A 23,586-nucleotide genomic window follows, 5' to 3' on the forward strand; every position below is an offset into this window, starting at 1 on the left:
CTCTGCGTGGGAATCCGCCGACAATTGAGGAATTTGAAATGTCCACCATGATCCGCCCGGCCCTGAGCCTGCTGGTACTCATGACCCTGATCACCGGCGTCGCCTATCCACTGGTCGTGACTGGCGTGGCGCAAGTCGCCTTTCCTGACCAGGCTAATGGCAGCCTGGTGCGTGATGCCGACGGCAAAGTGCGCGGCTCCAGCCTGATCGCCCAAGATTTTACCGGTGACAGCTGGTTCCATCCGCGCCCCTCGGCCGGCGCGTTTGCGACGGTGTCCAGCGGCGCGAGTAACCTGGGCCCAAGCAACCCGGCGTTGGCCACGCGCATCTTTGATGATGCCAACAAGCAGTTGGTGCCAGGCCAGGGCCCCGTGCCTTTGGCATCACTGACTACCTCTGGCAGCGGTCTTGATCCACACTTGCCACCGCAAGCGATTGCCTATCAACTGGCGCGAGTGGCGGCGGCCCGGAATGTGCCGGTGTCTACACTGCAGCGCTTGCTCGATGAGCACATCGAAAGCCCGCTGGTGGGGCCGCCGGTGGTGAATGTGCTGGCGCTGAACATGGCGCTGGAAAAGTTGTAAGCCGTGGTGCCGTTATTGCGGGCAAGCCCGCTCCCACAGGGGAATGTATTCCAACTGTGGGCGCGGGCTTGCCCGCGATGGCGGCCTGAAGGGCCCCAAATAAACACCTGAAGGAACCGCAAAGCATGAGCGACTCCGGCCGCGCCGATGCCCTGTTAGCCGATCTGCCACGGGACGGCCGTGGCCGGCTCAAAGTCTTCCTCGGCGCCGCGCCGGGCGTGGGCAAGACCTACGCCATGCTCCAGGCCGCCCACACCCAGCTGCGCCAGGGTGTGCGGCTGGTCGCCGGGGTAGTCGAAACCCACGGCCGCGCCGAGACCGAGGCCTTGCTCAGCGGCCTGCCGCAACAACCGTTGGTGCGCACCGAATACCGCGGTGTGATGCTCGAAGAAATGGACCTCGACGGCCTGCTCGCTGCCAAGCCCAAGCTGGTGCTGGTCGACGAACTGGCCCACAGCAACGCCCCCGGCAGCCGCCATGAAAAGCGCTGGCAAGACATCCAGGAACTGCTGGCCGCCGGCATCAACGTGTTCACCACGGTCAACGTCCAGCACCTCGAAAGCCTCAACGATCAAGTGCGCGGTATCACCGGCGTGCAAGTGCGCGAAACCCTGCCGGACTGGGTGCTGCAAGAGGCTGACGAACTGCTGCTGATCGACCTGCCATCGCGCGAGCTGCTCGAGCGCCTGCGCGACGGCAAGGTGTACGTGCCGGAGCAGGCCCGGGCGGCCATCGACGCGTTTTTCACCCAGACCAACCTCATGGCCCTGCGCGAGCTGGCGATGCAGACCGCCGCCGCCCACGTCGATGACGATTTGGCCCAAGGCTATCGCCAACTCGGCCAGGCCGCGCCGGCGGTACGTGGGCGGTTGCTGGTGGGCGTGGATGGCGATGCGCAGGCCGAACGCCTGGTGCGCCACGCCAGCCGCGTGGCCCAGCGTCGGCATTTGCCCTGGAGCCTGGTGCATATCGATAACGGCCGCGCGCGCGATGAGCAATCGCGCCTGCGCCTGCAAAATGCCCAGCAACTGGCCGAGCGGCTGGGCGGTGAAGTGGTGTTGCTGCGGGCCGGGGAGGTGGCGAAGACGCTGATCCAGCACGCCGCCGAACGCCGCGCCAGCCTTGTGTTGGTGGGGCAGTCGCGCATGCGTTGGCGGCGGCGGTTGTTCGGCGGTGGGCTGGCGGCGCGCTTGCTGCGCAATGCACGCGGTTTGGAAATCAACGTCCTCGACAGCGACGACATGCCCGCGCCGCCGCGCCTGCCGGATGTACGCGGCTTGGTGTGGTTCGACTACGGCTTGGCGGTGGTCGCGACCCTCGTGGCGGCGGCACTGGCTTGGGCGGTGGCCAGCGTGTTGCCGCTGCCGAATATCTCCCTGGTGTTTCTCGCGGCGGTATTGCTGGTCGGCGTGCGCAGCAGCCTGGGGCCGTCGCTGCTGTGTGCGGCGCTGTCGTTCCTGACCTACGACTTTCTGTTTATCCCACCGAATTTCTCCTTTGCCATCCAGCGCGAAGAAGATGTGCTGACCCTGCTGTTTTTCCTGCTGATGGCGGCGTTGACCGGCAACCTGGCTGCGCGCCAGCGTCGGCAGTTGCAGGCCCTGCGCGATACCCAGCAAGAAACCAGCGAACTGCTCGACCTGTCGCGCAAACTCACCGCCGCCACCGATCGCCAGGCGGTGATCAGCGCGGCGGCGCATCACCTGGAAGGCTGGAGTGATTTGGACTTGTGCTTGGTCAATCGTGACAGCCAGGGCGACTGGAAGGTCGAGACCGGTTCGCCGCTGAACCTCACTGAATCTGAACGCGCCGCCGCCGATTGGGCCTGGCAGCACGACCAACCGGCGGGCATGGGCACCGGCACCTTGCCGTTTGGGCGCTGGTGGTGGTGGCCGTTGTCGGGCGAAGAGGGGCCATTGGGCTTGCTCGGTGTCAGCCCCAAACCAGGTCTGGAATTAAGCGGCCAGCGCCGTCGTCTGCTCACCGCATTGAGCCAGCCGCTGGCGCAGGCGTTGGCGCGAGCGCAATTGGCGCAGGAATTGGAATCCGCGCGTTTGCACGGCGAGACCGAGCAACTGCGCAGCGCCTTGCTCGCGTCGGTGTCCCATGATTTGCGCACGCCGCTGACCTCGATGCGCGGCAGCATCGACAGCCTGTTGGCTCTCGGCGAAGCCATTCCTCTGGAGGATCGCCGCGAATTGCTCGAAGGCACGCGTGATGAAGCCGAGCGCCTCGACCGCTATATCCAGAACCTGCTCGACATGACCCGCCTGGGGCACGGCGCGCTGAAGCTGGCGCGCGATTGGGTCTCGCCGGGCGATATCGTCGGTAGCGCCCTGGGCCGTTTGCGTGCAGTGCTGGCGCCGCTGCAGGTGAAGATCGACGTGCCGGCGGAGTTGCCTTTGCTGTATGTGCACGCCGCCTTGATCGAGCAAGCGCTGGTCAATGTGCTGGAAAACGCCGCGCGTTTTTCCCCCGCCCAAGGCCGTTTGGAGGTCAGTGCGGGCGTGGCGGATGACCAGCTGTTTTTTGCCGTGGCCGATGAGGGGCCGGGGATTCCCGAAGACGAGCGCGCGAAAATTTTCGACATGTTCTACACCGCCGCCCGCGGTGATCGCGGCGGGCAGGGCACGGGCCTGGGCCTGGCGATCTGCCAGGGCATGGTCGGCGCTCACGGTGGGCGCATCAGTGTCGCCGACGGCATTGAAGGGCGGGGCACCTGCATCACCTTGTTCCTGCCATTGCCGACTCAGCCTGGCCTGGAACGCGAGGCTTGAGCTACCCTCTTTTCTCCACGGATTTTGATTGGACACCATGAGCCAGACCGCGACGATTTTAGTCATTGATGACGAACCGCAGATCCGCAAATTCCTGCGTATCAGCCTGGCCTCCCAAGGCTACAAGGTAATCGAGGCCGGCACCGGCAACGAGGGCCTGGCACAAGCGGCATTGAGCAAACCGGACTTGCTGGTGCTCGACCTCGGCTTGCCCGACATGGATGGCCAGCAGGTGCTGCGCGAGTTTCGCGAGTGGTCGACGGTGCCGGTGCTGGTGCTGTCGGTGCGCGCCAGCGAGGTGCAGAAGGTCGAAGCCCTGGACAGCGGCGCCAACGACTACGTGACCAAACCGTTCGGTATCCAGGAATTTCTCGCCCGCGTTCGCGCGTTACTGCGCCAGGCCCCGGCGGGGGAGGCTCAGGAGGCCGCCTTGAGTTTTGGCCCGCTGACGGTGGACCTGGCTTATCGCCGCGTGCTGCTGGACGGTGTCGAGGTGGCGTTGACCCGCAAGGAGTACGCGGTGCTGGCGCAACTGGCGCGGCATCCGGGCCGAGTGATTACCCAGCAGCAATTGCTCAAGGATATCTGGGGGCCGACCCACACTGAAGACAGCCACTACCTGCGTATTGTGGTGGGGCATCTGCGCCAGAAGCTGGCGGATGACCCGACTCAGCCACGGTTTATTGTGACCGAGGCGGGGGTGGGGTATCGGTTGTTGAATGCCTGAGTCTGGCGGCGCCCGCGCAAGCCTCATCGCAGGCAAGCCCGCTCCCACCTTTGAATGTGTTCACAGATCACACTGTGGGAGCGGGCTTGCCCGCGATAGGGCCATTAGCCACAGCACAAATTTCAGCCCTGCTCACTCTCATACTTGTCCAATGTATCCCTGGCAATTTCCCGCCCCAAGGCGATCAACTCCGGCGCCTTGTAGAACTCGAAAAACCGACACACCCGCTTCGGCACGTTGATCAGCACATCCGGCGGGTAACCGGCGATCTTGTACTGCGCCAGTGACGTTTGCATCACCTCAAAGCTCTGGTTGATCAGGTCCAGCAGTGATGCCGGGCCGACGTTGTCGATGATGAACGAACCGGTCGCCGATTTCGGCGCCCCAGCTTTTTCCGGCGCGGCGGCAGGTTGTTGGGATTCGGGCTCGGCCGACTCCAGCCACGGGTTGATCTCGGCTGCGTGGGCGTGCTGGAGCGCTTCCTGCTCGAGCTTCATTAACTGCTCGGCTTGTTTGCGTCGAAACGGCAGGTGCGACCCTAACGACCGGGCCAAGCTGTTGAAGCGGCTCTTGAACGCCGGCGGGCGTTGGATCACCGGCAGTTGGTAATGTTTTTGATTGGTGGCGTTGAGGTTGACCGCGATGATCAAGTCGCAATGGCTGGACACCACCGGCACGATCGGCAGCGGGTTGAGCAGGCCGCCGTCCACCAACATGCGGTTGCCCTGCATCACGGGGGTGAACAGGCTGGGAATCGCGGCTGAGGCGCGCATGGCCTGGTGCAGGCAGCCTTCCTGAAACCAGATTTCCTGCTGGTTGGTCAGGTCAGTGGCCACGGCGGTGTAGGGAATGCGCAGTTCTTCGATATTGATCTCGCCAACGATCTTGCGGATTTGGCCGAAGACTTTCTCGCCGCGAATTGCCCCCAGGCGAAAACTCACGTCGACCAGGCGCAGTACATCCAGGTAGTCGAGGCTTTCGATCCAGTTTCGATACTCGTCAAGCTTGCCGGCGGCATAAATCCCACCTACCACGGCGCCCATGGAGCAGCCGGCAATACAGGCGATGTCGTAGCCGCGGCGTTCGATTTCCTCGATCACGCCGATATGGGCGTAGCCCCTGGCCCCGCCGGAGCCCAGCACCAAGGCAACACGCTTCTTCATTGTCCATGTCCTTACCAAAGCAGGTGCCCACAATGCACCCATTGAGGGGGCGGCTTCAATCTTCGCTGAGCCTTGTAATATTTTTCGAGGATAGCGAGCAGGCTCGGGTATGCTCTGGCGATAGGTGCTTCTGATTTCAGGCGGCGAACAAGGCACTTTTCCTTGTGGGCAACGTCTACACCGTACGACTGTTTTTCTTTTTTTGAGGTGTCTTTGATGAAAGCCTGGATGTGTGTGCCTGTGATCGTGTTGGCCCTGGCCGGTTGTGCCGGGAAAACCGCGTACCGCGATAGCTGTGGCACGCAACTGGATGCGGCGTGGCATGAGCTGGACCTGGCCAAGGCCGAAGGTTTTGCCGGCACCGTGAGCTACTCTAAAGCCTTGTCCTTGTTGACGGGCGCCAAGACCCAGCAGCAATTTGAAGCGTTTGAAGGCTGCTCCAACAAAGCCGAAAAAGCGCGGTTCTATATTCGTGAGTCGCGCGCCGGGCGTTGATCGGTCGCGTCAACCAGGATTATTCATCGTCAATGGAGGAACGGATGTCAGCTTTGGTCGATCAGTTAGTCGCTCAGGTCATTGGCCTGGAAGTAGGGTTACTGAGCTGCCAAGCTCGCCTCGCCGCTGTCACCGACGATGAAGCCTTGCACGACTTGCGCACCACCGTGCGGCGCCTGCGCAGTTTGTTGCGGCCCTTGCGTGGGTTGCCGGGTGTGGAACACGTTGAATTGGCCGCCAGCACGGTCGGCCAACTGACGACGCCGCTACGCGACCGCGAGGTCCTGGCGGCGTATCTGCATCAGCACGGCTACCACGAAGCGGCGGATCGGCGCCTGCGCCTGCAACCCGACGCCTATCACCACGTGGCGCAAAGCCCGGAAGTGGCGCACCTGCTGCTGATCCTCGATGCATTCCCACGTTTTATCCGCGCCTCCCAACACCAGAAATTACTCAAGGGCCTTCGCCCGCGTATTCAAAAGCGACTGGCCAAGCAATGGCAGAAGCTCGATGAAGCCCTCAAAGACCCAAACCATGATCGCCACCGCCTGCGCTTGCTGATCAAGCGCGTGCGCTACGCCGCTGAAGCCTACCCAGAGCTGGACAAGCTGCCTGCCAAAGCCATGTCGCGCCTCAAACTAGCCCAAGGCGCCCTCGGTGACTGGCATGACTGCTGGCAATGGCTGGCGCAGGCCGGGCACCAGCCGGATTTGCAGCCGTGCGTTCCTGTATGGCATCGCACCATGGCCAAGGCGGAAGGCCAGGCAGATCGGGTACTGGACAAACTCCGCGCAGATTGTTTTTAGCCCGGTCCGGTTTTTGGCCGGAATGGGCGCTGTACCTAGCCAGCTCGATGGTTAAGATCGCCCCATCGGTTTTCTAGATGTGAGGTCGCCATGCGCTTTAGTGATTTGCTCGACGCTGCCCGTAGCAACCCATTGGATGTCACCATCCCCGCCGAGTGGGCCCAGGGCCGTGCAACCTTTGGTGGCTTGGTTGCCGCGCTGCAATATGAAGCGCTGCGCGCCAAAGTGCCGGCAGATCGCCCTTTGCGCTCATTGGCCATCACCTTTGTCGGTCCGGTTGCGCCGGATGTACCGGCCAGTTACCAGGTTGAAGTGCTGCGCGAAGGCAAGGCCGTCAGCCAGTTGCTTGGCCGCGTGACGCAGAAAGGTGAAGTGGCGACGCTGGTGCAGGCCAGTTTCGGTGCGCCGCGTGAGTCAGTGATTGATGTGGCGAGCGAGGCGCCGCCTACGTTCAAACACTGGGACGAATGCCAGGAACTGCCCTACATCAAGGGCGTCACGCCGGAGTTCATGCGCCACCTGGCGATGCGCTGGAGCGTCGGCGGCTTGCCGTTCACCGGCAATAAATCCCGCGACATGGGCGGTTGGGTACGCCTGCGCGGGGACGTGAAGGAAGAACCGCTGACCGAGGCGCATATCCTCGCCCTGGTCGATGCTTGGCCACCGGCCTTACTGCCACACCTGACCAAACCGGCTCCGGGCAGCACGCTGACCTGGACCATCGAATTTATCCAGCCGCTGCAAGACCTGACCACCCTCGACTGGTGCCAGTACCACGTCAACATCGAGCACGCCCGCGACGGCTACGGCCACGCCGCCGCTGCGCTGTGGAGCCCGACCGGCGAGCTGATCGCCATCAGCCGCCAGACCGTGGTGGTCTTCGCCTGAGCCTCAGAACCGCTGGCTGCCCTGAGTTTCCAGCTTGCGCCCGTGGCGCTGCAGCGCCACGCCTGCCAACACACCGACTACACCGACGGCGAAGCTGGCCAGGCTGAGGCTGAACACCCCGGATGCGATCAACAGAAACCCGATGATCAGCAGCGGTACGGCAATCAACTGCAGCCCCAGGTTGGTAGGGTGCTGATGGTTTTGTGGGGCGTTACGCCATTGCCAGGCGGGGAGATTGGGATGACGTTTGCCCATGATGGTGAATCCTCTGTCCGTTTAAATAACTTGGACAGAGTTTAGGTTGGGGGTGGTGGGGTGGCGAATTGGAGTTGGCTATGGGATGTGAAACCCTACAGCTTCAACTGCCCAATCGCCTTACTCAACTCCCCAGCCAAGGTCGCCAATTCATTGCTGGTAGTGGCCGAATCCACGGTCTGCTGCACCGTGTTCTCGGTCACGTCACGAATGCTCACCACTGCGCGGTTCATCTCTTCGGCGACATGGCTTTGCTGTTCGGCAGCCACGGCAATCTGGGTGTTGCTCTCGCGCATCTGTGCCACGGCGCCGGTGATTTCGGCGAGGGCCGCGCCGGCTTCCTGGGCTTGCTGTACGCAGTCGTCGGCTTTGAAGGAGCTTTCCTGCATGAAGTCCACCGCGTCACGGGTGCCGGCCTGAAGTGCTGAGACCATGCGGGTGATTTCGTCGGTGGAGCTTTGTACACGCTTGGCCAGGTTGCGTACTTCGTCGGCGACCACGGCAAAACCACGGCCCATTTCGCCGGCACGCGCGGCTTCGATGGCGGCGTTGAGGGCGAGCAGGTTGGTCTGTTCGGCGATGCTGTGGATCACGCCGACCACACCGTTGATTTTCTGGCTGTCTTCGGCGAGTTTCTGGATCATTTCGGCGGTCTGTTGCACGCCGCTGGACAGGCCGGCAATCGAGCGCTGTACCCGGCCGACCACTTCCTGGCCGCTGCCGGCGAGGGTGTCGGCGGTCTGCGACAGGTCGCGGGTGGCGCCGGCGTGTTGGGCGATGTGGTGGACGGTGGCGGTCATCTCGTTGATCGCAGTGGCGGCCTGGTCGGTTTCGCTTTGCTGGCCGAGCATGCCGTGTTGCACTTCGTTCATGCTGCTGGCCAGGCGCGCGGCGCCATCGTCCAGTTGCTGGGCGGTGCGCGCCACCGTGCTGACCACCCGTTGGTAGCCGGCTTGCATGGCGTTGAAGGCACTGGCCATCTGGCCGACTTCATCCTTGCAGGCCAGCGGCACGCGGGCCGACAGGTCGCCGGTCTTCTCCACGTGCAGCATTACGTCCTTGAGGGTATTGAGTTGGCTGAGCAGGAAGCGGATCAGCAGCTGCGAGGCCCCGAGCATCGCCAGCATCAGGATTAGCACCGCCACGGCGTAGTTGGTGAAGCGATCGCCGAACACCTGGCTCAGGCTGCGTCCGTAGGCCAGTACGGCGATCTGCTGCCCGTCGGCGCGCGCGACGACGTCGGCACCGATCAATGGGTTTTCACCGAAAAACGGCTGGTGATTGAGTTCGACCCAACCGTTGGCATTGCTCAGGGCTGACAGATCGTGATCGGCCAGCTGTGGGACTTGACCACGGGCAAACGTCAGCCACTGCTCGCCCTTGGGCAACGCCTTGTCGGCCGGCCAGGTACCGAGCAACCGCGCCTGCGCCTGTGCCGAGGCCTGGGTGGCATCGCTGCGTGCCTGTTGTTCGAGCTGCACGGCGTAGAGCACGAGCAGCAGGGTGGTGATGAAGGCGACCGCGTTGACGGCCCAGAATTTGTATTTCAGCGAGATGTTGCTAAGCCAGGCACCCATGGAAGGTTTTCTCTGATAGCGGAAACAGCATTGGCAAGGTGCCATTATTGTGCCGCTACTCGGGAAAACGGTTTTGACGTGGGTCAATGCGCCGCATCAATCCACTTGAGGCAAACCAAAAAACGCGCGCGAGCAGGCAGTGCTGTGCTCAGCCAAGTCTTCCACCGTTTCGTTGCGGTGCAAGGCGACCTCGCGCAGCACTTCCGGCAGATAGGCTGGTTCATTGCGGCCATTTTTCGGCTTGGGCCGCAGCGTGCGCGGCAGCAGGTAGGGCGCATCGCTTTCCAGCATCAGGCGGCCACGGGGAATTTCTTTGACCAGCGGATGCAGGTGCGTCCCACGGCGCTCATCGCAAATCCAACCGGTGATGCCGATATGCAAGTCGAGGTCGAGGTAGCTGAACAGCGCCTGTTGTTCGCCGGTAAAGCAATGCACCACCGCGGCGCTCAGGTGGTCGCGGTAGTCTTTGAGGATTTCCAGCAGGCGTTGGTTAGCGTCACGTTCGTGGAGAAACACTGGCAATTTCAGTTCAACGGCCAGGGCCAGGTGTTCTTCGAGGACTTTTTCCTGCTGTGGGCGCGGGGAAAAATCCCGGTTGAAATCCAGCCCACATTCGCCCACCGCACGCACACGGCTTTCGCTGAGCAAACCGCGCAATTGCCGCGCGCTGTCGCCGTTCCAGTCGCTGGCGGAGTGGGGGTGGATGCCGGCGGTGCTGAACAGGCGTTGGCCGTTTTCATCGAGTTTTACACACAATTCCAGGGCCTGTTCGCTGCCCTCGACACTGGTGCCGGTGAGCACCAATTGCTGCACGCCGGCGGCGTAGGCGCGATCGAGAACGGCCTGGTGCCTCTCGTCGAAACTGGGGTTGGTCAGGTTGACGCCGATATCAATGAGTTGCATGGTGCTATCTCCGCCTGCGGCCGGAAAGCATATCAGAGCTGTAGATTTATAAGAAAAACGAAGAACTACAACGAGTTATAGCTGTCTTTGAACGTCGCAAGTGACATTGTGGTTGGCTACGCGCCCGCCGCGGTGCCGCCGTTGCGTGCCTTGCCAGCGCATAAAGCGCTCTGTTTCTGACCCCCAGCCCCTCGTCTTTCACGAAGGCGCTGGCCAGTATTCTTTCCGGAGAGCGGATGATCCGACCCTCGGCGTTGCTTATGTTGTGCCTGACGTTACTGCTGCCCATGGCGGCGGTCGCACGTTTGGACGGGCCGCTGGAAGTGACCAAGCCTGGCAAGGTCCGTGATCTGGCGCAGATACGCGCCAGTCGCACCCTGCGCGTGCTGGTCAACCAGAGCCGTAACAGCTCCGGTGAGGTCCAAGGCCAGGCCATTGGTGTCGAATACCACCGCCTGCGCGCCTTCGAACAGTACCTCAATGGTCACGCCCGTGACGGTGAAGAGATCAACCTCAAGATTATTCCCAAGGCCAAGGATCAACTGCTTGGCGCACTGGCCCGCGGAGAAGGCGATCTGGTCGCGCCCGGTGAATTGCTCGATGTGAAGGCCGCGCACAGGATCAGCACCAGTGACCCGATTGCCAGCGACGTGCCGTTGTGGCTGGTGGGCGTCAAGGGCGAACGACGCTTTACCAAGCTTGAGCAACTGTCCGGGCGTACCCTGGCGCTGACCACCGGCAGTGCGGCGGCGGATGCGATCAACCAAGTCAACCAGCAGTTGGCCCTGCACAAGCGGCCGCCGGTGAAGGTGGAATGGGTCGACCCGACGTTGGCCGTGGAAGATGTCTTGGAGATGGTCCAGGCCGGGATCTTCCACCTCACCATCGTCGAAAAACCGATTGCCGAGCGCTGGTCGAAAATCCTGCCTAAGTTGCGCTTTGATCGGCAAGTGGCGATCAGCGAACCGGGCGATGAATTCTGGTTCGTGCGCCAGGATGCCTCGATGCTGCGGGCCAGTATTGACCGTTTCCTCAAGACCTACCGAACCCCGTCCGACCAGGACGTGGCGTTCCAGCGTATCTATCGACGCCTCTATCAAGTGCGCAACCCACTGGCTCGCGCCGACCGACAGCGCTTGGAGAAACTGCGCCCGGTGCTGCAAAAGCATGCCCGCGAGCAGGGCATGGATTGGTTGAACCTGGCGGCGCTGGCATTCAAGGAATCGGCCCTTGACCCTGGCGCACGCAACAGCGGCGGGCCTACCGGGCTGATGCAGATCACGCCGTCGGCGGCGCAGCGGGTGGGCGTCAACAATATCGAGAGTCTGGACCGCAATGTGCAGGCGGGCGCGCGATACCTGGCGATGATCCGTCGCAAGTTCTTCGCCAGCCCCAAGCTGAACGAGCGTGAACGCATGGCCTTTGTGCTGGCGGCCTACAACATGGGGCCGGAGCGGGTGCAGGGCATGCGCGCGGAGGCTCGCCGCCGGGGGCTTAATCCTAATCAGTGGTTCTTCCAGGTCGAACGCATTGCCATGGAGCAGGTGGGAATGGGTGGCGTCAGCTATGTTAATAGCGTGAACAAGTATTATCTGGCGTTTGATCGGGAGCGGGAGTCCCTGGAACCGGTGGCGCCAAAAGTCGCCTCACGCAAATAATCGGTTTTATCGATAAGTATTAAGCATTTTTTGCGCTTTTATCATTGTCTTATCCGATTAATATAGCGGCCAACCAACCCCTACTTTGAAAAGGATTAGCCCCATGAGCCCACTGATCAACCGCATCCTGTCCACCCGCGCCGGTTACGGTCTGACCATCCTGCGAATTTTTGTCGGCATCATCTTCGCGGCCCATGGCTCGCAAAAACTCTTTGGCTGGTTTGGTGGTGGCGGCTTGGCGGGCACTGCGCAATATATGGAAAGCCTGGGCCTGACACCGGGCACCTTGATGGCGGTGCTGTCGGGCGGTACGGAGTTCTTCGCAGGCTTGGCACTGATCATCGGTTTGCTGGCGCGCCCTGCAGCACTGGGCCTGACCTTCCTGTCGCTGGTAGCGATCTTCTCGGTGCATATCCATAACGGGCTGTTTATGGCTAACAATGGTTATGAGTTCGCACTGGCCTTGCTCGGCGGCTCGCTGGCGGTGCTGCTGGAAGGGGCGGGCAAATTGTCTGCCGACCGCGCCATCGCCAACTGAACCCTATATAAAACTCGGAAAAAGCCCGCCATCGGCGGGCTTTTTCGTTGCTCGGGATTCTTGACACTGCCCCACCGGCTTCTCTAGGATGCTGTTCATGCGCCGATTTAAACAGCTAATTGCGGGGCGCCACTGGGCTCAATGTAGCCCGACAGAAGATGCACTCATTCAGAGTGAGGCTTCGAAATACCGCTAAAGCGCTGGTTCGGTGTTGCCTCTCACCTGCCCGCAGACTTTTGAGGCAGAGACACGACACGATGAATGCACTACGCCCCCTCATACACCTGGCCCCGATTACCGCGGACCTGACCCAACGCAACCCTAAAATTCTACTGGGCGGCAAGCACCAACCGACACTGTTGCGTTACCTGGACGGCTGGCCGCGTCGTACGGGGCGGCCTTCGGCGTTCCTGATCCAATTTGTGGAAGACGGCGATTCCCTGGCCCGCTTTGCCAGCAACAGCTTCGACCTCGCGGTTATCCAGGCGCCCAGCGCCAGTGACGCCGAGGCGGTTATCCGTCAACTGACGCGTATCGCCCGGCAAGGGCTGATTGCTCGTCGTTGACGCTTTGCTGTTGAGTTCTCAGCGAAGTAAAGCGCCAGCATGTGATCGACGGCGACGTTGGTACACAAACACTGCCCAGGCGATCAGGCACAACAGCAGCGGCACTGCGGCAATCATGAGCAGCTTCAGGTTGCGTTCCGTTCGGTGTGCTTGCGCGTAAGCCTCGACCTTGAGGGCATGCAGCTCCATGGGCAGTCGCAGGCGTTCCTTATTGAGCGCCTGCAACTGGGTATTGCCATTTACCGCCTGGGTGCCAAGGGTTGCGTTTGGCGGGTTCAATCGTTGCCACTCCTGCTCTGTTCGTTGAAGCCGTCGTTCAAGTTCACTCGCCTTTTGTGTGTAGGTTTGTGCTGCGGCGTCGCGCATGTGCTCCAGAGGGTTCTGAGGTTGGCCGGCTGTTGCGCGAGGGAGGATGCCGGCGAGAACATCGGGAGCCGCCAGGTTATCCAGTGTATTCAGTAGAAACGGCACGTTGCTGTTGGGCGCAGACTTGATGGCCGCGTCCATGAGTAAGTCCGTGTCGGCGACCACCACCACTTGGATGTTTGCGGTTTTTTGCAAACCGGACGGATTCCCCTTCATGCCGTCGGGAAATGCGGAATAGGCCGGCCCCTCGAGACGAGCGGCTATCAGCTGGCGTTGGCCGGGAGTGGCCGTCTCATCGAGCAGTGAGTCGGGGCTGGTAGCTGATGCAAAGCGCCTGGTATCCACTAGCGCAGACTGCCTGGAGCTTTGCAGCAGAGGGGTGAGGGTCGTACGGCTTTTTCTCAGTCGAGAAAGTGCGCCGCTGCTCGAGACGATCACTGAGTTCAATTTCCAGGCGCTGACGTCATTCACCGTCATCGCCTGCCGTGGCAGGCTTAACCTGGCAGGATGCAGGACCGTCTGTTCTCCCGGGCCGAATGAGGCCGATGAGGCGTAGAGATTATCGACCAGTAGCTTGTCCGTCGGCATCTGTATGCCCCATGCGGTCAGCAACCCATCCAGCCTGGAGTCTGCCGGTACTGTGCTGGCAGCCATCTCGCTCATGGGGTCGATAAACATCATCAGCTTGCCGCCACTCAATACAAACTGTTCAATCGCATACAGGGTTTGCTCTGGCAGCGCGCGAGGATGCACCACCATCAGCGTTGTGATCGATTCAGGGATGCGTTCGGTGTTGAATGCCAACTCGACAAGGTTGAAGTGCCGCTGCATCTGCTCCAAAACTATTCCAGCAGGCTTATTCAATGGCAGCCCGGACAGAAGCCCGGACAGAAGCCCGACAGTAGCGCGCTCGGGGTGCATCAACTTGTAGATCAGGTGGCTGATTTCATACTCAAGCAATGGCTCGTCGTCGAGGTCGAATAGGTCGATACGTTGTGCTGCCTGGCCTGCTCGCGTACCTATAAGGCCAAGAAAACCGTGTGTACCGTCAAGGCCGAATAAGCCGGCTTTGTAGGCATCCTCTGAATAAGGTGAGGGATCAATAATGTGCAGGTTAATCATGCCTTTTGCCGCTTTTTCGTACTCCTTCAGTAGGTCTTCCACACGCTCGCCATAGCGTTTTAAAGCTTGGCTTTTCTTCGGGCTGTTGCTTGAGTTGAAGTAATACAGGTCCAGTGGGTCGGCGGTCTCAAGGACCAATGCCCCGGGCGATAACGTGTGGATTTTATGCTGTGAGAGATCCCAGCGGACATCGGGGAGATTGCTTACCCAAGTCAGATTAAAGGCCAGGAATAGTAGCAGTATGACCATAAGTGTCATACCCGTACGAAGAACTGACCGCATACGTTGCTTTCCTTTTCAACTGGTTTTGTGGTTGAGGGTGACAATCGTTGCCGACAGGAAGGCAACGATCATGCTGATGAAGTACAAACTGTCATGGAGTGTAAACTTGCCATTGTCGATAGCGCTGAAACGCGCGATCGGATTAAGCGCAATCAAGCTATCGATCACCCAGATAGGTGCCTGATGATCAAGTGCATCCAAGACCGAAGAAAGCGCGCTGGCGATAAACAGCAAGCCCAGCGTCACTATAAAAATAACGATGCGCCGGTGCGTCAGTGCGCAGATAAAGCAGCCGACAGATAGGTAACTTCCTGCCAGCAATCCGCTGGCTAGAAATTGTGAAGTGATAACGATATTGTCCGCGGCGCCCAAGTAGTTGGCGACGATCACTACAGGAAACGTCAAGGTCAGGGCAACACCACACACGACCCATGCGGCTAGAAATTTCCCGATCACACGTTCGAACGTAGTAATGGGCAGCGTTTGCATAATATCGCGCAAGCCTGCGTCGCGTTCGTCCGACCAGAGTTGCGTTGATAAGGTGGGGATCAGCAGCAAATAGAGCCAGGGGTGTAACTGGAAAAAGACCTGCAAGTTACCGCTGTTTTGATCCATCCACTGGCTTGTATACAGCCCCATTGTTGTGCACAGCACCAGAAATGCAGCAACACTCAGGTATGTGCTTGGCGTGCAGGCATAGCTGGCGATCTGACGTTTGAATATGACGGGCAGCAGCTTCAAAGTGATACCTCTTGGCTCAGATGGTGAACAACTTCGTTCAGGCGCCCTGGCTCCAGATTCAGTGACGTTATGCTCCAGCCGCGGCTGGCGATGAGTGCGTTAATAGGGGGATAGATGTTATGCCCCGGCATGGCCAGAACCGTCACCCTGCCAGGCGTGTGCCGGTCTTCTTCGATACCTGCAACGCCGGGTAATACGGCCAGGGCCAGTAGATCCAGAGGCGTTTCTGCGGCCAGGGTTACGGCTCGGAAATGTCGGGAGTTACGCTGCAAATCGGGCAGTGAGGTGTCAGCCATCAGGCGGCCTGCGGCGATAACCAGAGCGCGTTTGCAGATACTGGAAAGCTCATTACAGTGACGGGACGCAATGATGACCGTCATGTCTTCGGTCAAGGACTGGATAAGTGTCCTGAATTTAAGCAGTTGGTCAGTCGCCAGCCCCTCAGTCGGTTCATCCAGTAAGAGCAGGCTGGGGGTATGCAGGATCGCCTGGGCGATAGCGACTTTGCGCTTTAAACCGATGGAGAGTGTATGGATGGGGGCGTTGAGTACGCGTGATAACTCCAGGCGCATGGCGGCCCGATCCACCCGACTGCGTTTTTCGGCTCCGCTGAAGCCTCGAGTGGCAGCAATGAAATTGAGCACGTTTTTGACGGACATCGTGTGATGACTGAGCCCCCCTTGGGGTTGATAGCCGAGGGCTTTGCGAGCTTCAAGTGGATGAGTCTGGGTACTGAACCCCTGGATGTTGATATGCCCGCTGGAGGGTTTTACCAAACCGGATATTAAATTCAGCAGCGTCGTTTTACCTGCTCCGTCCTCCCCTAAAAGGCCTATGCATTCCTGGCGTTGGGCACTAAACGAAAGGTCAGTGATGACTTTCATTTTTCCCTGGTACTTTGTCAGGCTGCTTATCTCGAGCATCTTTTTACCGAATAAGTTTTGCAGAGCGTATGAAAATACGTCCGCCATGAGCGGTTGAGCGGCGAAAGGTTACGTTCAATCATTTGAATTGGGAACGTGGGGACATGTTTATCAGATAGTTCCTACGTCAAAATGGATAACTTGCTGAAACAATTGCGTTGTTTCGAGGCTACTAATGGGCGGATGTTTATCGGCTCTTTATGTGAGTCTTACTTTTTTGATATGAGGCCTGATTATCATGATGCTTCTACGTACTCTCGTGCTTGAACGCAGCGGTGAGGACGCGCCGGTCAACGGTGCATTGCTCTGTGGGTTTGCTGTCGCGCAAACCGACTCCAACTTTCTGGTCTATAGCCTGGATGAAGAGACCGAGCCCGGTAACTCCAGGGTCTATATCGCCGCGTTACGTAAGAAGCTCGACCGGTATTTTCTGGGTGGTGTTGAGTCCAAGGAGGACTTGCAAGTGGCCATGCAGGTCTTTAAGCAAGTTTTGATGGCGGCCGCAGCCTCCGGCACTAAGACAGGGGCTGTTATCGAGACCGCGATTCCCTTTCATTTCATTGATTTGAAAGGCTGCAAGTTGCCGCCTGCCAGGCCTGAAGATCACCATTCAATGATCATCAAGAAGGCCTTGGTGATGAAGGTGATCACCTTGGGCATGTCTGCGCCCTCGTTGCCTGCGATAGAAAGTGCTTCGTTGATCGTGCCGTCCATTCGCTTTTCGTCGCAAATGGTCTCGCCGCCCAAGAACCCGCCTGCTCCAAAACCCATCGAGCGGCCGGTACATGAGCCTGTTGTTGCAGAGCCTGTTGTTGCAGAACAGCTGGCCTCCTCCATTGTTAGTGCGCACGTAGTGGAGCCCCCTGAGCTCAGTGCGTCGCCTGCTCAATTTGAGCTAAGGGAACCTGCGCCGACAAAACTGCCGGTTCCGATGGAACACGCATCGATGCTTGAGGTTGACAGCACGCTGACCAGCCTTGCCAAGGTCGCCCAGGAACTGACGCAACAAAAACGCGTGGTCATTGAGCGCGAGGAGGAGCTTGAGCAGTGGCACGCTCGACTGCAGCAGGCGCAGGGCGACCTCGACGAAAAGAGCCGTGAGTTGGAGCAGCGCGATTCGCACTTGCAGAACCAACGAATAGAGTTTGACCAAGAGGCCGAAAGGCTGACGCAGGCGATGTCGCACTTGGTGGCTATGCGGCAGCGCCTGCATGGCGTGCTCCTTGAGTTGGATCAAACCTTGGGTGGCTAGGCGTGAATCCATGTGTGCTCTGGCCTGGCTACTTTCCAGGGTTCATTTATCATCAACCCCTGCCAGTCGACGCCAGAGCATGAGGCCATGGCGTATCGGCACCATTGGACACTGCCTGGGGATGCAAGCGTTTGAGTACCAAGCTGATTACCAAAGAAGGTCATGAAGCGCTGAAAAAAGAGTTGGATTATTTGTGGCGCGAAAAACGCCCGGACACCACCCGCAAGGTGACCTGGGCTGCTTCCCTGGGGGATCGCAGCGAGAACGCGGATTACCAGTACAACAAGAAGCTGCTGCGTGAGATAGATCGGCGCGTGCGCTATTTGCGCAAGCGGCTTGAAGACATGCGGGTGGTGGAGTACATGCCCGAGCAGGAGGGCAAGGTGTTCTTCGGTGCCTGGGTCGATATCGAAAATGAGCAGGGCGAGACCAAGCGTTTTCGTATTGTCGGCTATGACGAGATTTATGAGCGCATGGACTACATTTCCATCGACTCACCGATGGCCCGCGCGTTGCTGCGTAAGGAAGTTGACGATGAGGCTATCGTGCAGACCCCGAGCGGCGACGTATGCTGGTGGATTACCGCTATCGAGTATGTGAAGTAGACGATGGCCGGCACGCTGGGGCGCGTGCTGGCCATCGGTCGTTTCAGCCTTCGCGCAGCACCGTCAACGGGCTGGCATTCAACGCGCGGCGCGTACCAAATACCCCAGCACCCCCGATCAGCACGGCACCGATCACCGGTAGCAGTAACAGCCACGGGTGAGGGTGCCAGGCCAGGTCAAACGCATAGCGGTACAACACCCATGTGACCAGCTCCGTGCCCAGTGCCGCGAGCAGGCCGCTGACCGCGCCCAGCAAGCCAAACTCGATGCGCCGTGCCTTGACCAGCAACTTGCGCTCTGCACCCAGGGCACGCAACAGCGCCCCTTGGCGAATGCGCTCATCCAGGGTGGCCTGTAAGCCCGAAAACAGCACCGCCATGCCTGCCGCCAGCACGAACAACAGCACGTATTCCACCGCCAGGGTTACTTGGGCGAGGATGCTGCGTAGCTGCTCCAGCAAGGCTTCGACCTGCAGGATGGTGACGGCTGGAAACGCCCGGGACAGGTCGACGATCTGCTGGTCATGCCCTGGCGCCAGGTAGAAGCTGGTCAGGTAGGTCGCGGGCAGGTCTTTCAAGGTGCCCGGTTGGAAGATCATGAAGAAGTTGGGTTGGAAGTTATCCCAGTTGATAGTACGCAAGCTGGTGACGCGCGCTTCGCGATTCTCCCCGCCGATGGTGAACACCAGATGATCGTCGAGCTTGAGCTTCAGGCTTTGCGCGACCTTGGCTTCCACTGACACCCCGGGGATTTCATCACTCGGTTGCTGCGTCCACCAGGAACCTGCGGTCAGCACGTTGCCCGGCGGCAAATCCGCCGCCCAGGTCAGGCTCAAGTCGCGCTGTACGGCGCGGTCGCCGCTGGAGTCTTTGCTGACGATCTGCTGCACCGGCTCGCCATTGATGCTGATCAACCGGCCCGGCACCACCGGGTACAGCGGCGCCGCTTGGGCCTGCACGTCCAGCAGGCGGGCACCAAAGGCATCCTTGTCGGCCGGCAGGATGTTCAGGGCGAAATAATTGGGTGCATCCTTGGGCAGTTGGTTTTGCCAAGTGTCCAGTAGCTCACCACGTAGCAGGGCGATCAAACCCATGGACAACAGGATCAAGCCAAACGCCAGTGACTGCCCAGCCGCCGCCAACGGGTGGCGCAGTAATTGGCCCAGGCCCAGGCGCCAGGGCAGGGAGGCGCGCGCCAACAAGCGCCGCAGGCTTTGCAGCAGCAACAGCAGCAAGCCGCCGAGGATCAACGCAGCGACTACACCGCCGCCCAGCAAGGCGAAAGTCAGCACCAGGTCGAGGCTCAGGCGCCACATGATCAGGCCAAGTGCGAACAGCGCAGCGCCATACACCATCCAGGTGCTGGAAGGGATAGGCAGCAGGTCACGTCGCAATACCCGCAGCGGTGGCACACGGCCAAGCGCTGCCAAGGGCGGCAGGGCGAAGCCCGCGAGGGCGACCAACCCGGTGCCGATGCCTGCAACCGCCGGCAGCAGCCCACCAGCAGGCACGTCCGCGGGCAGCAGGTCGTGCAGGAAATAGAACAGGCCAAACTGCGCCACCCAGCCCAGCAGGGCACCGGCCAGGCTCGCCGCCAGGCCCAGCACGCTCAGTTGCAGGCTGAACAGCAGCATTGCTTCGCGTCGTGACAAACCGAGGCAGCGCAGCAGCGCACTGGCGTCGAACCGGCGGCTGGCAAAGCGGTTGGCCGACAACGCCACGGCCACGCCAGCCAGCAGCACTGCCACCAGGCTGGCCATGTTCAGGTAGCGCTCGGCCTTGCCCAGGGCGCCGCCGATCTGCTGGTTGCCGTCGCGCGAATCCTGCAAGCGCTGGTTGGCGGCGAGGCCCGGCTTGACCAGGTCGCGATAGGTTTGCAGCGCCGTACTGCCTTGGGGCGCGCGCCACAGTTCGCGGTAACTCACACGGCTGCCGGGTTGCACCACGCCGGTCGCGTCCAGGTCTGCCAAGTTGATCATCACCCGTGGCGTGAGACTGTAGAAGTTGCCGGCGCGATCGGGCTCGTAAGTCAGTAGGCGGGTCAGGCGCAGGGGCTTCATGCCCACATCGATACTGTCGCCGACTTTCAGGTCCAGCGCCGTCAGTAGCCGTGCTTCCACCCAGGCTTCACCGGGCTTGGGGCCGCCGCCTGGGGTTTGAGCACCAAAGGGCTCGGCCGCACTTTTCAACTCGCCACGCAGCGGGTACTGCTCGTTGACCGCCTTGATGCTGGAGAGCTGAATGCCGTTATCCGTGGCGATAACGCTGGAGAACTCGACGATGCGTGCGTGATCCAGGCCTAACTCAATGCCGGATTTGATTTGCTCGGGGCGGGCCGGCGAGCTGCCTTCGAGCACCAGGTCGGCCCCGAGGAACTCGGTGGCACGCAACAGCATGGCGCCATTGAGGCGCGCGCCGAAGTAGCCGATGGCAGTACTGGCGGCCACGGCCACCACCAAGGCGAAGAACAGCACGCGCAGTTCGCCGGCGCGGGCATCGCGCAGCAATTGACGCATGGCAAGGCTGAACAGGCGCAACAGCGGCAAACGTGCCATCAAGGCTCCAGGGGCGCGACCATCAGGCCGGCTTCAAGGCGGATCAGGCGTCGGCAACGGTGGGCCAGGCGCTCGTCATGGGTGACCAGCACCAGGGTCGTGCCGCTCTCTTTATTGAGTTCGAACAGCAGGTCGCTGATGCGCTCGCCGGTGTGGCTGTCGAGGTTGCCAGTGGGTTCATCGGCAAACAGCACGTCCGGCTCGGCGGCGAAGGCTCGGGCGATGGCGACCCGTTGCTGCTCGCCACCGGACAATTGTCGGGGCGAATGGGTCAGCCGTTGGCCCAGGCCGACGCGCTCCAGCAGGTGCTTGGCGCGCGCGCGGGCGTCTTTACGGCCGTCCAGCTCCAGCGGCAGCATGACGTTTTCCAGGGCGTTGAGGCTGTCGAGCAACTGGAAGGATTGGAAGACGAACCCCACGTGCTCGGCGCGGATGCGCGCGCGCTGGTCTTCGTCGAGGGTGCTCAAGGCTTGCCCGGCGAGCGTGACTTCACCGCTGCTGGGCAGGTCGAGGCCCGCCAGCAGGCCGAGGAGGGTGGATTTGCCGGAACCGGAGCTGCCGACGATAGCCAGGCTATCGCCCTTGTTCAGTTCCAGGCTCAGTTCGTGCAGGATAGTCAGTTCACCTTCCGCGCTGGGAACCACTTTGCTAAGGTTCCGCGCGGTGAGAATGCTTGCGCCCATGGAGAATCCGATGCGAATGTGGTTTTTGAGTGCTGGCCTGGCCTTGATGTGCATGGCCCAGAACGCAGCGGCGGGTACAGTCCTGATCGTTGGCGATAGTATCAGTGCCGGTTTCGGCCTGGATACCAGCAAAGGGTGGGTGGCGCTGCTGGAGCAACGGCTCAAGCAGGAAGGGTTTGACGATAAAGTGGTCAACGCTTCCATCAGTGGCGATACCAGCGCTGGAGGCCTCGCGCGGCTGCCGGCGGCGCTTGCAGAGCATAAGCCGGACCTGGTGATCCTTGAGCTGGGTGGCAACGATGGCCTGCGCGGGCAGCCGCCAGCGCAATTGAAACAAAATCTTGCGTCGATGATCGATCAGTCCAAGGCGGGTGGCGCCAAGGTGCTGTTGTTGGGCATGCAATTGCCGCCCAATTACGGGCCGAAATACACCACGGCGTTTGCCGAGGTGTATGGCGCCCTGGCCAAGGAAAAAAGCATCCCACTGGTGCCGTTTTTCCTTGAGGGCGTAGGCGGCCATCCCGAACTGATGCAGGCCGATCAGTTGCATCCGGCGGTCGGCGCCCAGGGCAAGTTGCTGGAAAATGTCTGGCCGACGCTAAAACCACTGCTATGACGCTTTTCTACCGGCAGGCTTTCGGCTAAGGTGGCGCCCCCCCGATCTGGAGCCCCCGATGTCGCGCCCTGCCTGGTCCCTGTTCAACTACCAACTGATCGAGCCTGACGAGCAGTTGGATCTGTTCGCCTGCCAGGAAGTCCGGGTGCATCTGGTCGCGCGTCAACTGGAGTTGGGCGGCTCGATCGACCGTACGCTGTGCGGCACTTTATTGCCGGCACAACCTCGCTGGTCGTCGGTGGATCGCTCGATCTTCCAGGACCAGCGGCTGTGCCCGCTGTGCCGGGCTATTCTTGAATCGCAAAAGCGCGGCACGCCGCTGATCTGGCCGGAACTGCGCTTCGAATAATGGAAGAGCTGAGCTTGCTGAAAGCTTGCAACTTGCAGCTCGCTTTTAACCTACCCGTCGTTCTGCGAAGGATTTACCGGATGTTTTCGCGCCTCTCCGTCGTTACTTGCTGCCTGTCTCTCGCTGCCCTGTGTGCAGCCGGTTCGGCTTCAGCCTTGCAGTTGCCCCTGCCGCCGCCGGGTGAAGACATCGTCGGTCAGGTCCAGGTGATCAAGGCCAAGTATGAAGATACCTTTGCAGACCTGGGCACTACCTATGACCTGGGCTATTCGGAAATGGTCGCGGCCAACCCGGGTGTTGATGCCTGGCTGCCCGGTGCAGGCACCGAGATTGTGCTGCCCACGCGGTTTATCCTGCCGCCTGGCCCCCGCGAAGGCATCGTGATCAACCTGGCGGAATACCGGCTCTACTACTATCCCAAGGGTCAGAACGTGGTGTACACGTTCCCGTTGGGCATTGGCCGAGAAGGCTGGGGTTCGCCGATTGCCCACACCAGCATTATCGCGAAGACGCCAAACCCCACCTGGACGCCGCCTGCGTCAATCAAGGCCGAGCACGCCGCCAATGGTGACCCGCTGCCTAACGTGGTGCCGGCCGGGCCGGACAACCCGCTGGGGCCGTTCAAGTTCACCTTGGGCACGCCGGGCTACTTGATCCACGGTTCCAACATGAAATTTGGTATCGGTACGCGTACAAGCCACGGCTGCTTCCGCATGTTTAACAACAATGTGCTGGAAATGGCCGGCATGGTGCCGGTCGGTACGTCGGTGCGCATCATCAACGATGCCTACAAGTTCGGCAGCAGTGGCGGCAAGGTCTACCTCGAAGCGCATACGCCGCTGAACGACGATGGCACGCCTTCTGTGGTCGACAAGCACACCGCGGTCATCAATGCCTTGCTCAAGCGCGAAGACCTGGCCAACAGCCTGCGGGTCAACTGGGATCAGGTGCGTGACGTGGTGGCGGCCGAAGATGGTCTGCCCACGGAGATTGGTGTACCCGGTGCCAACACGCCAGTGGTGTCCAGCACGCCGGTCGACCTGCAGCAGTAAGCCTGCAGGGTCTATAACCCGTCCCGGACTTGCGCCGGGGTACAGGGGAAAGGGCAAAATCCAGGCAATAAAAAAGCCGACCCAAGAATGGGTCGGCTTGATAA

At 60.6% G+C, this 23,586-nt stretch carries 22 protein-coding genes and 1 pseudogene; 14 read left to right on the top strand and 9 right to left on the bottom strand.

Annotated features, from left to right (window positions below):
• Positions 1 to 38: 38 nt before the first annotated feature.
• From kdpC to GJU48_RS07800, 3 genes are all read left to right on the top strand, one after another.
• A complete protein-coding gene (gene kdpC, locus GJU48_RS07790; RefSeq protein WP_094952374.1) occupies positions 39 to 584 on the top strand; it encodes a potassium-transporting ATPase subunit KdpC in 546 nt (181 codons plus the stop codon).
• Between the two features lie 125 nt (positions 585 to 709).
• Complete coding sequence (locus GJU48_RS07795; protein WP_094952375.1) at positions 710 to 3,361, top strand: sensor histidine kinase; 2,652 nt, start codon at positions 710 to 712, stop codon at positions 3,359 to 3,361.
• Positions 3,362 to 3,398: 37 nt separating this feature from the next.
• Positions 3,399 to 4,088 (top strand): response regulator, encoded by a 690-nt coding sequence (locus GJU48_RS07800; RefSeq protein ID WP_053255124.1) that lies wholly within the window; start codon positions 3,399 to 3,401, stop codon positions 4,086 to 4,088.
• Between the two features lie 122 nt (positions 4,089 to 4,210).
• Here GJU48_RS07800 and GJU48_RS07805 read toward each other — a convergent pair whose 3' ends face one another.
• The gene (locus GJU48_RS07805; protein WP_094952376.1) at positions 4,211 to 5,251 is read right to left on the bottom strand and encodes a patatin-like phospholipase family protein; all 1,041 of its coding nucleotides are present in this window, start codon (positions 5,249 to 5,251) and stop codon (positions 4,211 to 4,213) included.
• Between the two features lie 216 nt (positions 5,252 to 5,467).
• On the opposite strand from GJU48_RS07805, the gene GJU48_RS07810 reads away from it, so the two are divergent.
• The 3 genes from GJU48_RS07810 to GJU48_RS07820 all read left to right on the top strand — a co-directional run bounded on the left by GJU48_RS07810 (position 5,468) and on the right by GJU48_RS07820 (position 7,440).
• Positions 5,468 to 5,746 carry a hypothetical protein gene (locus GJU48_RS07810; protein ID WP_010176194.1) on the top strand — a complete coding sequence of 93 codons (279 nt, stop codon included), beginning with the start codon at positions 5,468 to 5,470 and terminating at the stop codon, positions 5,744 to 5,746.
• 44 nt (positions 5,747 to 5,790) lie between these two features.
• Positions 5,791 to 6,552: a CHAD domain-containing protein gene (locus GJU48_RS07815; protein WP_094952377.1), complete on the top strand. Its 762-nt coding sequence runs from the start codon at positions 5,791 to 5,793 to the stop codon at positions 6,550 to 6,552.
• A gap of 90 nt (positions 6,553 to 6,642) precedes the next feature.
• Positions 6,643 to 7,440 (top strand): acyl-CoA thioesterase, encoded by a 798-nt coding sequence (locus GJU48_RS07820; RefSeq protein ID WP_094952378.1) that lies wholly within the window; start codon positions 6,643 to 6,645, stop codon positions 7,438 to 7,440.
• A gap of 6 nt (positions 7,441 to 7,446) precedes the next feature.
• On the opposite strand, the pseudogene GJU48_RS07825 reads toward GJU48_RS07820, so the two are convergent.
• The 3 genes and pseudogenes from GJU48_RS07825 to GJU48_RS07835 all read right to left on the bottom strand — a co-directional run.
• A pseudogene (locus GJU48_RS07825) lies at positions 7,447 to 7,695 on the bottom strand (terminase); the annotation flags it as partial.
• Positions 7,696 to 7,790: 95 nt separating this feature from the next.
• On the bottom strand, positions 7,791 to 9,272 hold the full coding sequence (locus GJU48_RS07830) for a methyl-accepting chemotaxis protein (RefSeq protein WP_094953746.1): 1,482 nt from the start codon (positions 9,270 to 9,272) through the stop codon (positions 7,791 to 7,793).
• A gap of 96 nt (positions 9,273 to 9,368) precedes the next feature.
• Positions 9,369 to 10,175 (bottom strand): TatD family hydrolase, encoded by an 807-nt coding sequence (locus tag GJU48_RS07835; protein ID WP_094953745.1) that lies wholly within the window; start codon positions 10,173 to 10,175, stop codon positions 9,369 to 9,371.
• A gap of 236 nt (positions 10,176 to 10,411) precedes the next feature.
• Here GJU48_RS07835 and GJU48_RS07840 point away from each other — a divergent pair, with 236 nt between their 5' ends.
• The 3 genes from GJU48_RS07840 to GJU48_RS07850 all read left to right on the top strand — a co-directional run bounded on the left by GJU48_RS07840 (position 10,412) and on the right by GJU48_RS07850 (position 12,937).
• Positions 10,412 to 11,833 carry an MltF family protein gene (locus GJU48_RS07840; protein WP_094953744.1) on the top strand — a complete coding sequence of 474 codons (1,422 nt, stop codon included), beginning with the start codon at positions 10,412 to 10,414 and terminating at the stop codon, positions 11,831 to 11,833.
• 103 nt (positions 11,834 to 11,936) lie between these two features.
• On the top strand, positions 11,937 to 12,371 hold the full coding sequence (locus GJU48_RS07845; RefSeq protein ID WP_094953743.1) for a DoxX family protein: 435 nt from the start codon (positions 11,937 to 11,939) through the stop codon (positions 12,369 to 12,371).
• A 257-nt stretch (positions 12,372 to 12,628) separates the two neighbouring features.
• Positions 12,629 to 12,937: a hypothetical protein gene (locus tag GJU48_RS07850; RefSeq protein WP_094953742.1), complete on the top strand. Its 309-nt coding sequence runs from the start codon at positions 12,629 to 12,631 to the stop codon at positions 12,935 to 12,937.
• 18 nt (positions 12,938 to 12,955) lie between these two features.
• Here the strand turns inward: GJU48_RS07850 and GJU48_RS07855 are convergent, their stop codons facing one another.
• Genes GJU48_RS07855 through GJU48_RS07865 form a run of 3 tightly spaced genes read right to left on the bottom strand, consistent with a single transcriptional unit; the run spans position 12,956 to position 16,371 of the window.
• Entirely contained in the window at positions 12,956 to 14,707 is a 1,752-nt protein-coding gene (locus GJU48_RS07855; protein ID WP_155295957.1) for a Gldg family protein, read from the bottom strand.
• A 15-nt stretch (positions 14,708 to 14,722) separates the two neighbouring features.
• Complete coding sequence (locus tag GJU48_RS07860; RefSeq protein ID WP_094952457.1) at positions 14,723 to 15,448, bottom strand: ABC-2 transporter permease; 726 nt, start codon at positions 15,446 to 15,448, stop codon at positions 14,723 to 14,725.
• Entirely contained in the window at positions 15,445 to 16,371 is a 927-nt protein-coding gene (locus GJU48_RS07865) for an ABC transporter ATP-binding protein (protein WP_094952460.1), read from the bottom strand. Before GJU48_RS07865 ends, GJU48_RS07860 begins: the two co-directional genes overlap by 4 nt.
• Before the next feature lie 238 nt (positions 16,372 to 16,609).
• Between GJU48_RS07865 and GJU48_RS07870 the strand changes: the two genes are divergently transcribed.
• Together GJU48_RS07870 and greB are read left to right on the top strand one after the other, a co-directional pair.
• Positions 16,610 to 17,623, top strand: a complete 1,014-nt coding sequence (locus GJU48_RS07870; protein ID WP_094952456.1) for a hypothetical protein — start codon at positions 16,610 to 16,612, stop codon at positions 17,621 to 17,623.
• 131 nt (positions 17,624 to 17,754) lie between these two features.
• The gene (gene greB, locus GJU48_RS07875; protein ID WP_094952455.1) at positions 17,755 to 18,228 is read left to right on the top strand and encodes a transcription elongation factor GreB; all 474 of its coding nucleotides are present in this window, start codon (positions 17,755 to 17,757) and stop codon (positions 18,226 to 18,228) included.
• Between the two features lie 43 nt (positions 18,229 to 18,271).
• On the opposite strand, the gene GJU48_RS07880 is transcribed toward greB, so the two are convergent.
• Both GJU48_RS07880 and GJU48_RS07885 read right to left on the bottom strand, forming a co-directional pair.
• On the bottom strand, positions 18,272 to 20,782 hold the full coding sequence (locus GJU48_RS07880; RefSeq protein WP_094952454.1) for an ABC transporter permease: 2,511 nt from the start codon (positions 20,780 to 20,782) through the stop codon (positions 18,272 to 18,274).
• On the bottom strand, positions 20,782 to 21,465 hold the full coding sequence (locus GJU48_RS07885; RefSeq protein ID WP_094952453.1) for an ABC transporter ATP-binding protein: 684 nt from the start codon (positions 21,463 to 21,465) through the stop codon (positions 20,782 to 20,784). The genes GJU48_RS07880 and GJU48_RS07885 overlap by 1 nt, the downstream gene beginning before the upstream one ends.
• Positions 21,466 to 21,475: 10 nt before the next feature.
• On the opposite strand from GJU48_RS07885, the gene GJU48_RS07890 reads away from it, so the two are divergent.
• The 3 genes from GJU48_RS07890 (at position 21,476) to GJU48_RS07900 (ending at position 23,482) form a co-directional block, all read left to right on the top strand.
• Positions 21,476 to 22,081 carry an arylesterase gene (locus GJU48_RS07890; RefSeq protein ID WP_164487917.1) on the top strand — a complete coding sequence of 202 codons (606 nt, stop codon included), beginning with the start codon at positions 21,476 to 21,478 and terminating at the stop codon, positions 22,079 to 22,081.
• A 58-nt stretch (positions 22,082 to 22,139) separates the two neighbouring features.
• Positions 22,140 to 22,430, top strand: a complete 291-nt coding sequence (locus GJU48_RS07895) for a hypothetical protein (RefSeq protein WP_058414681.1) — start codon at positions 22,140 to 22,142, stop codon at positions 22,428 to 22,430.
• Positions 22,431 to 22,510: 80 nt separating this feature from the next.
• Positions 22,511 to 23,482 carry a L,D-transpeptidase family protein gene (locus GJU48_RS07900; RefSeq protein ID WP_094952451.1) on the top strand — a complete coding sequence of 324 codons (972 nt, stop codon included), beginning with the start codon at positions 22,511 to 22,513 and terminating at the stop codon, positions 23,480 to 23,482.
• Positions 23,483 to 23,586 lie beyond the last annotated feature (104 nt).

The sequence above is a fragment of the Pseudomonas sp. IB20 genome (genome assembly GCF_009707325.1).
Classification (GTDB): Bacteria; Pseudomonadota; Gammaproteobacteria; order Pseudomonadales; family Pseudomonadaceae; genus Aquipseudomonas.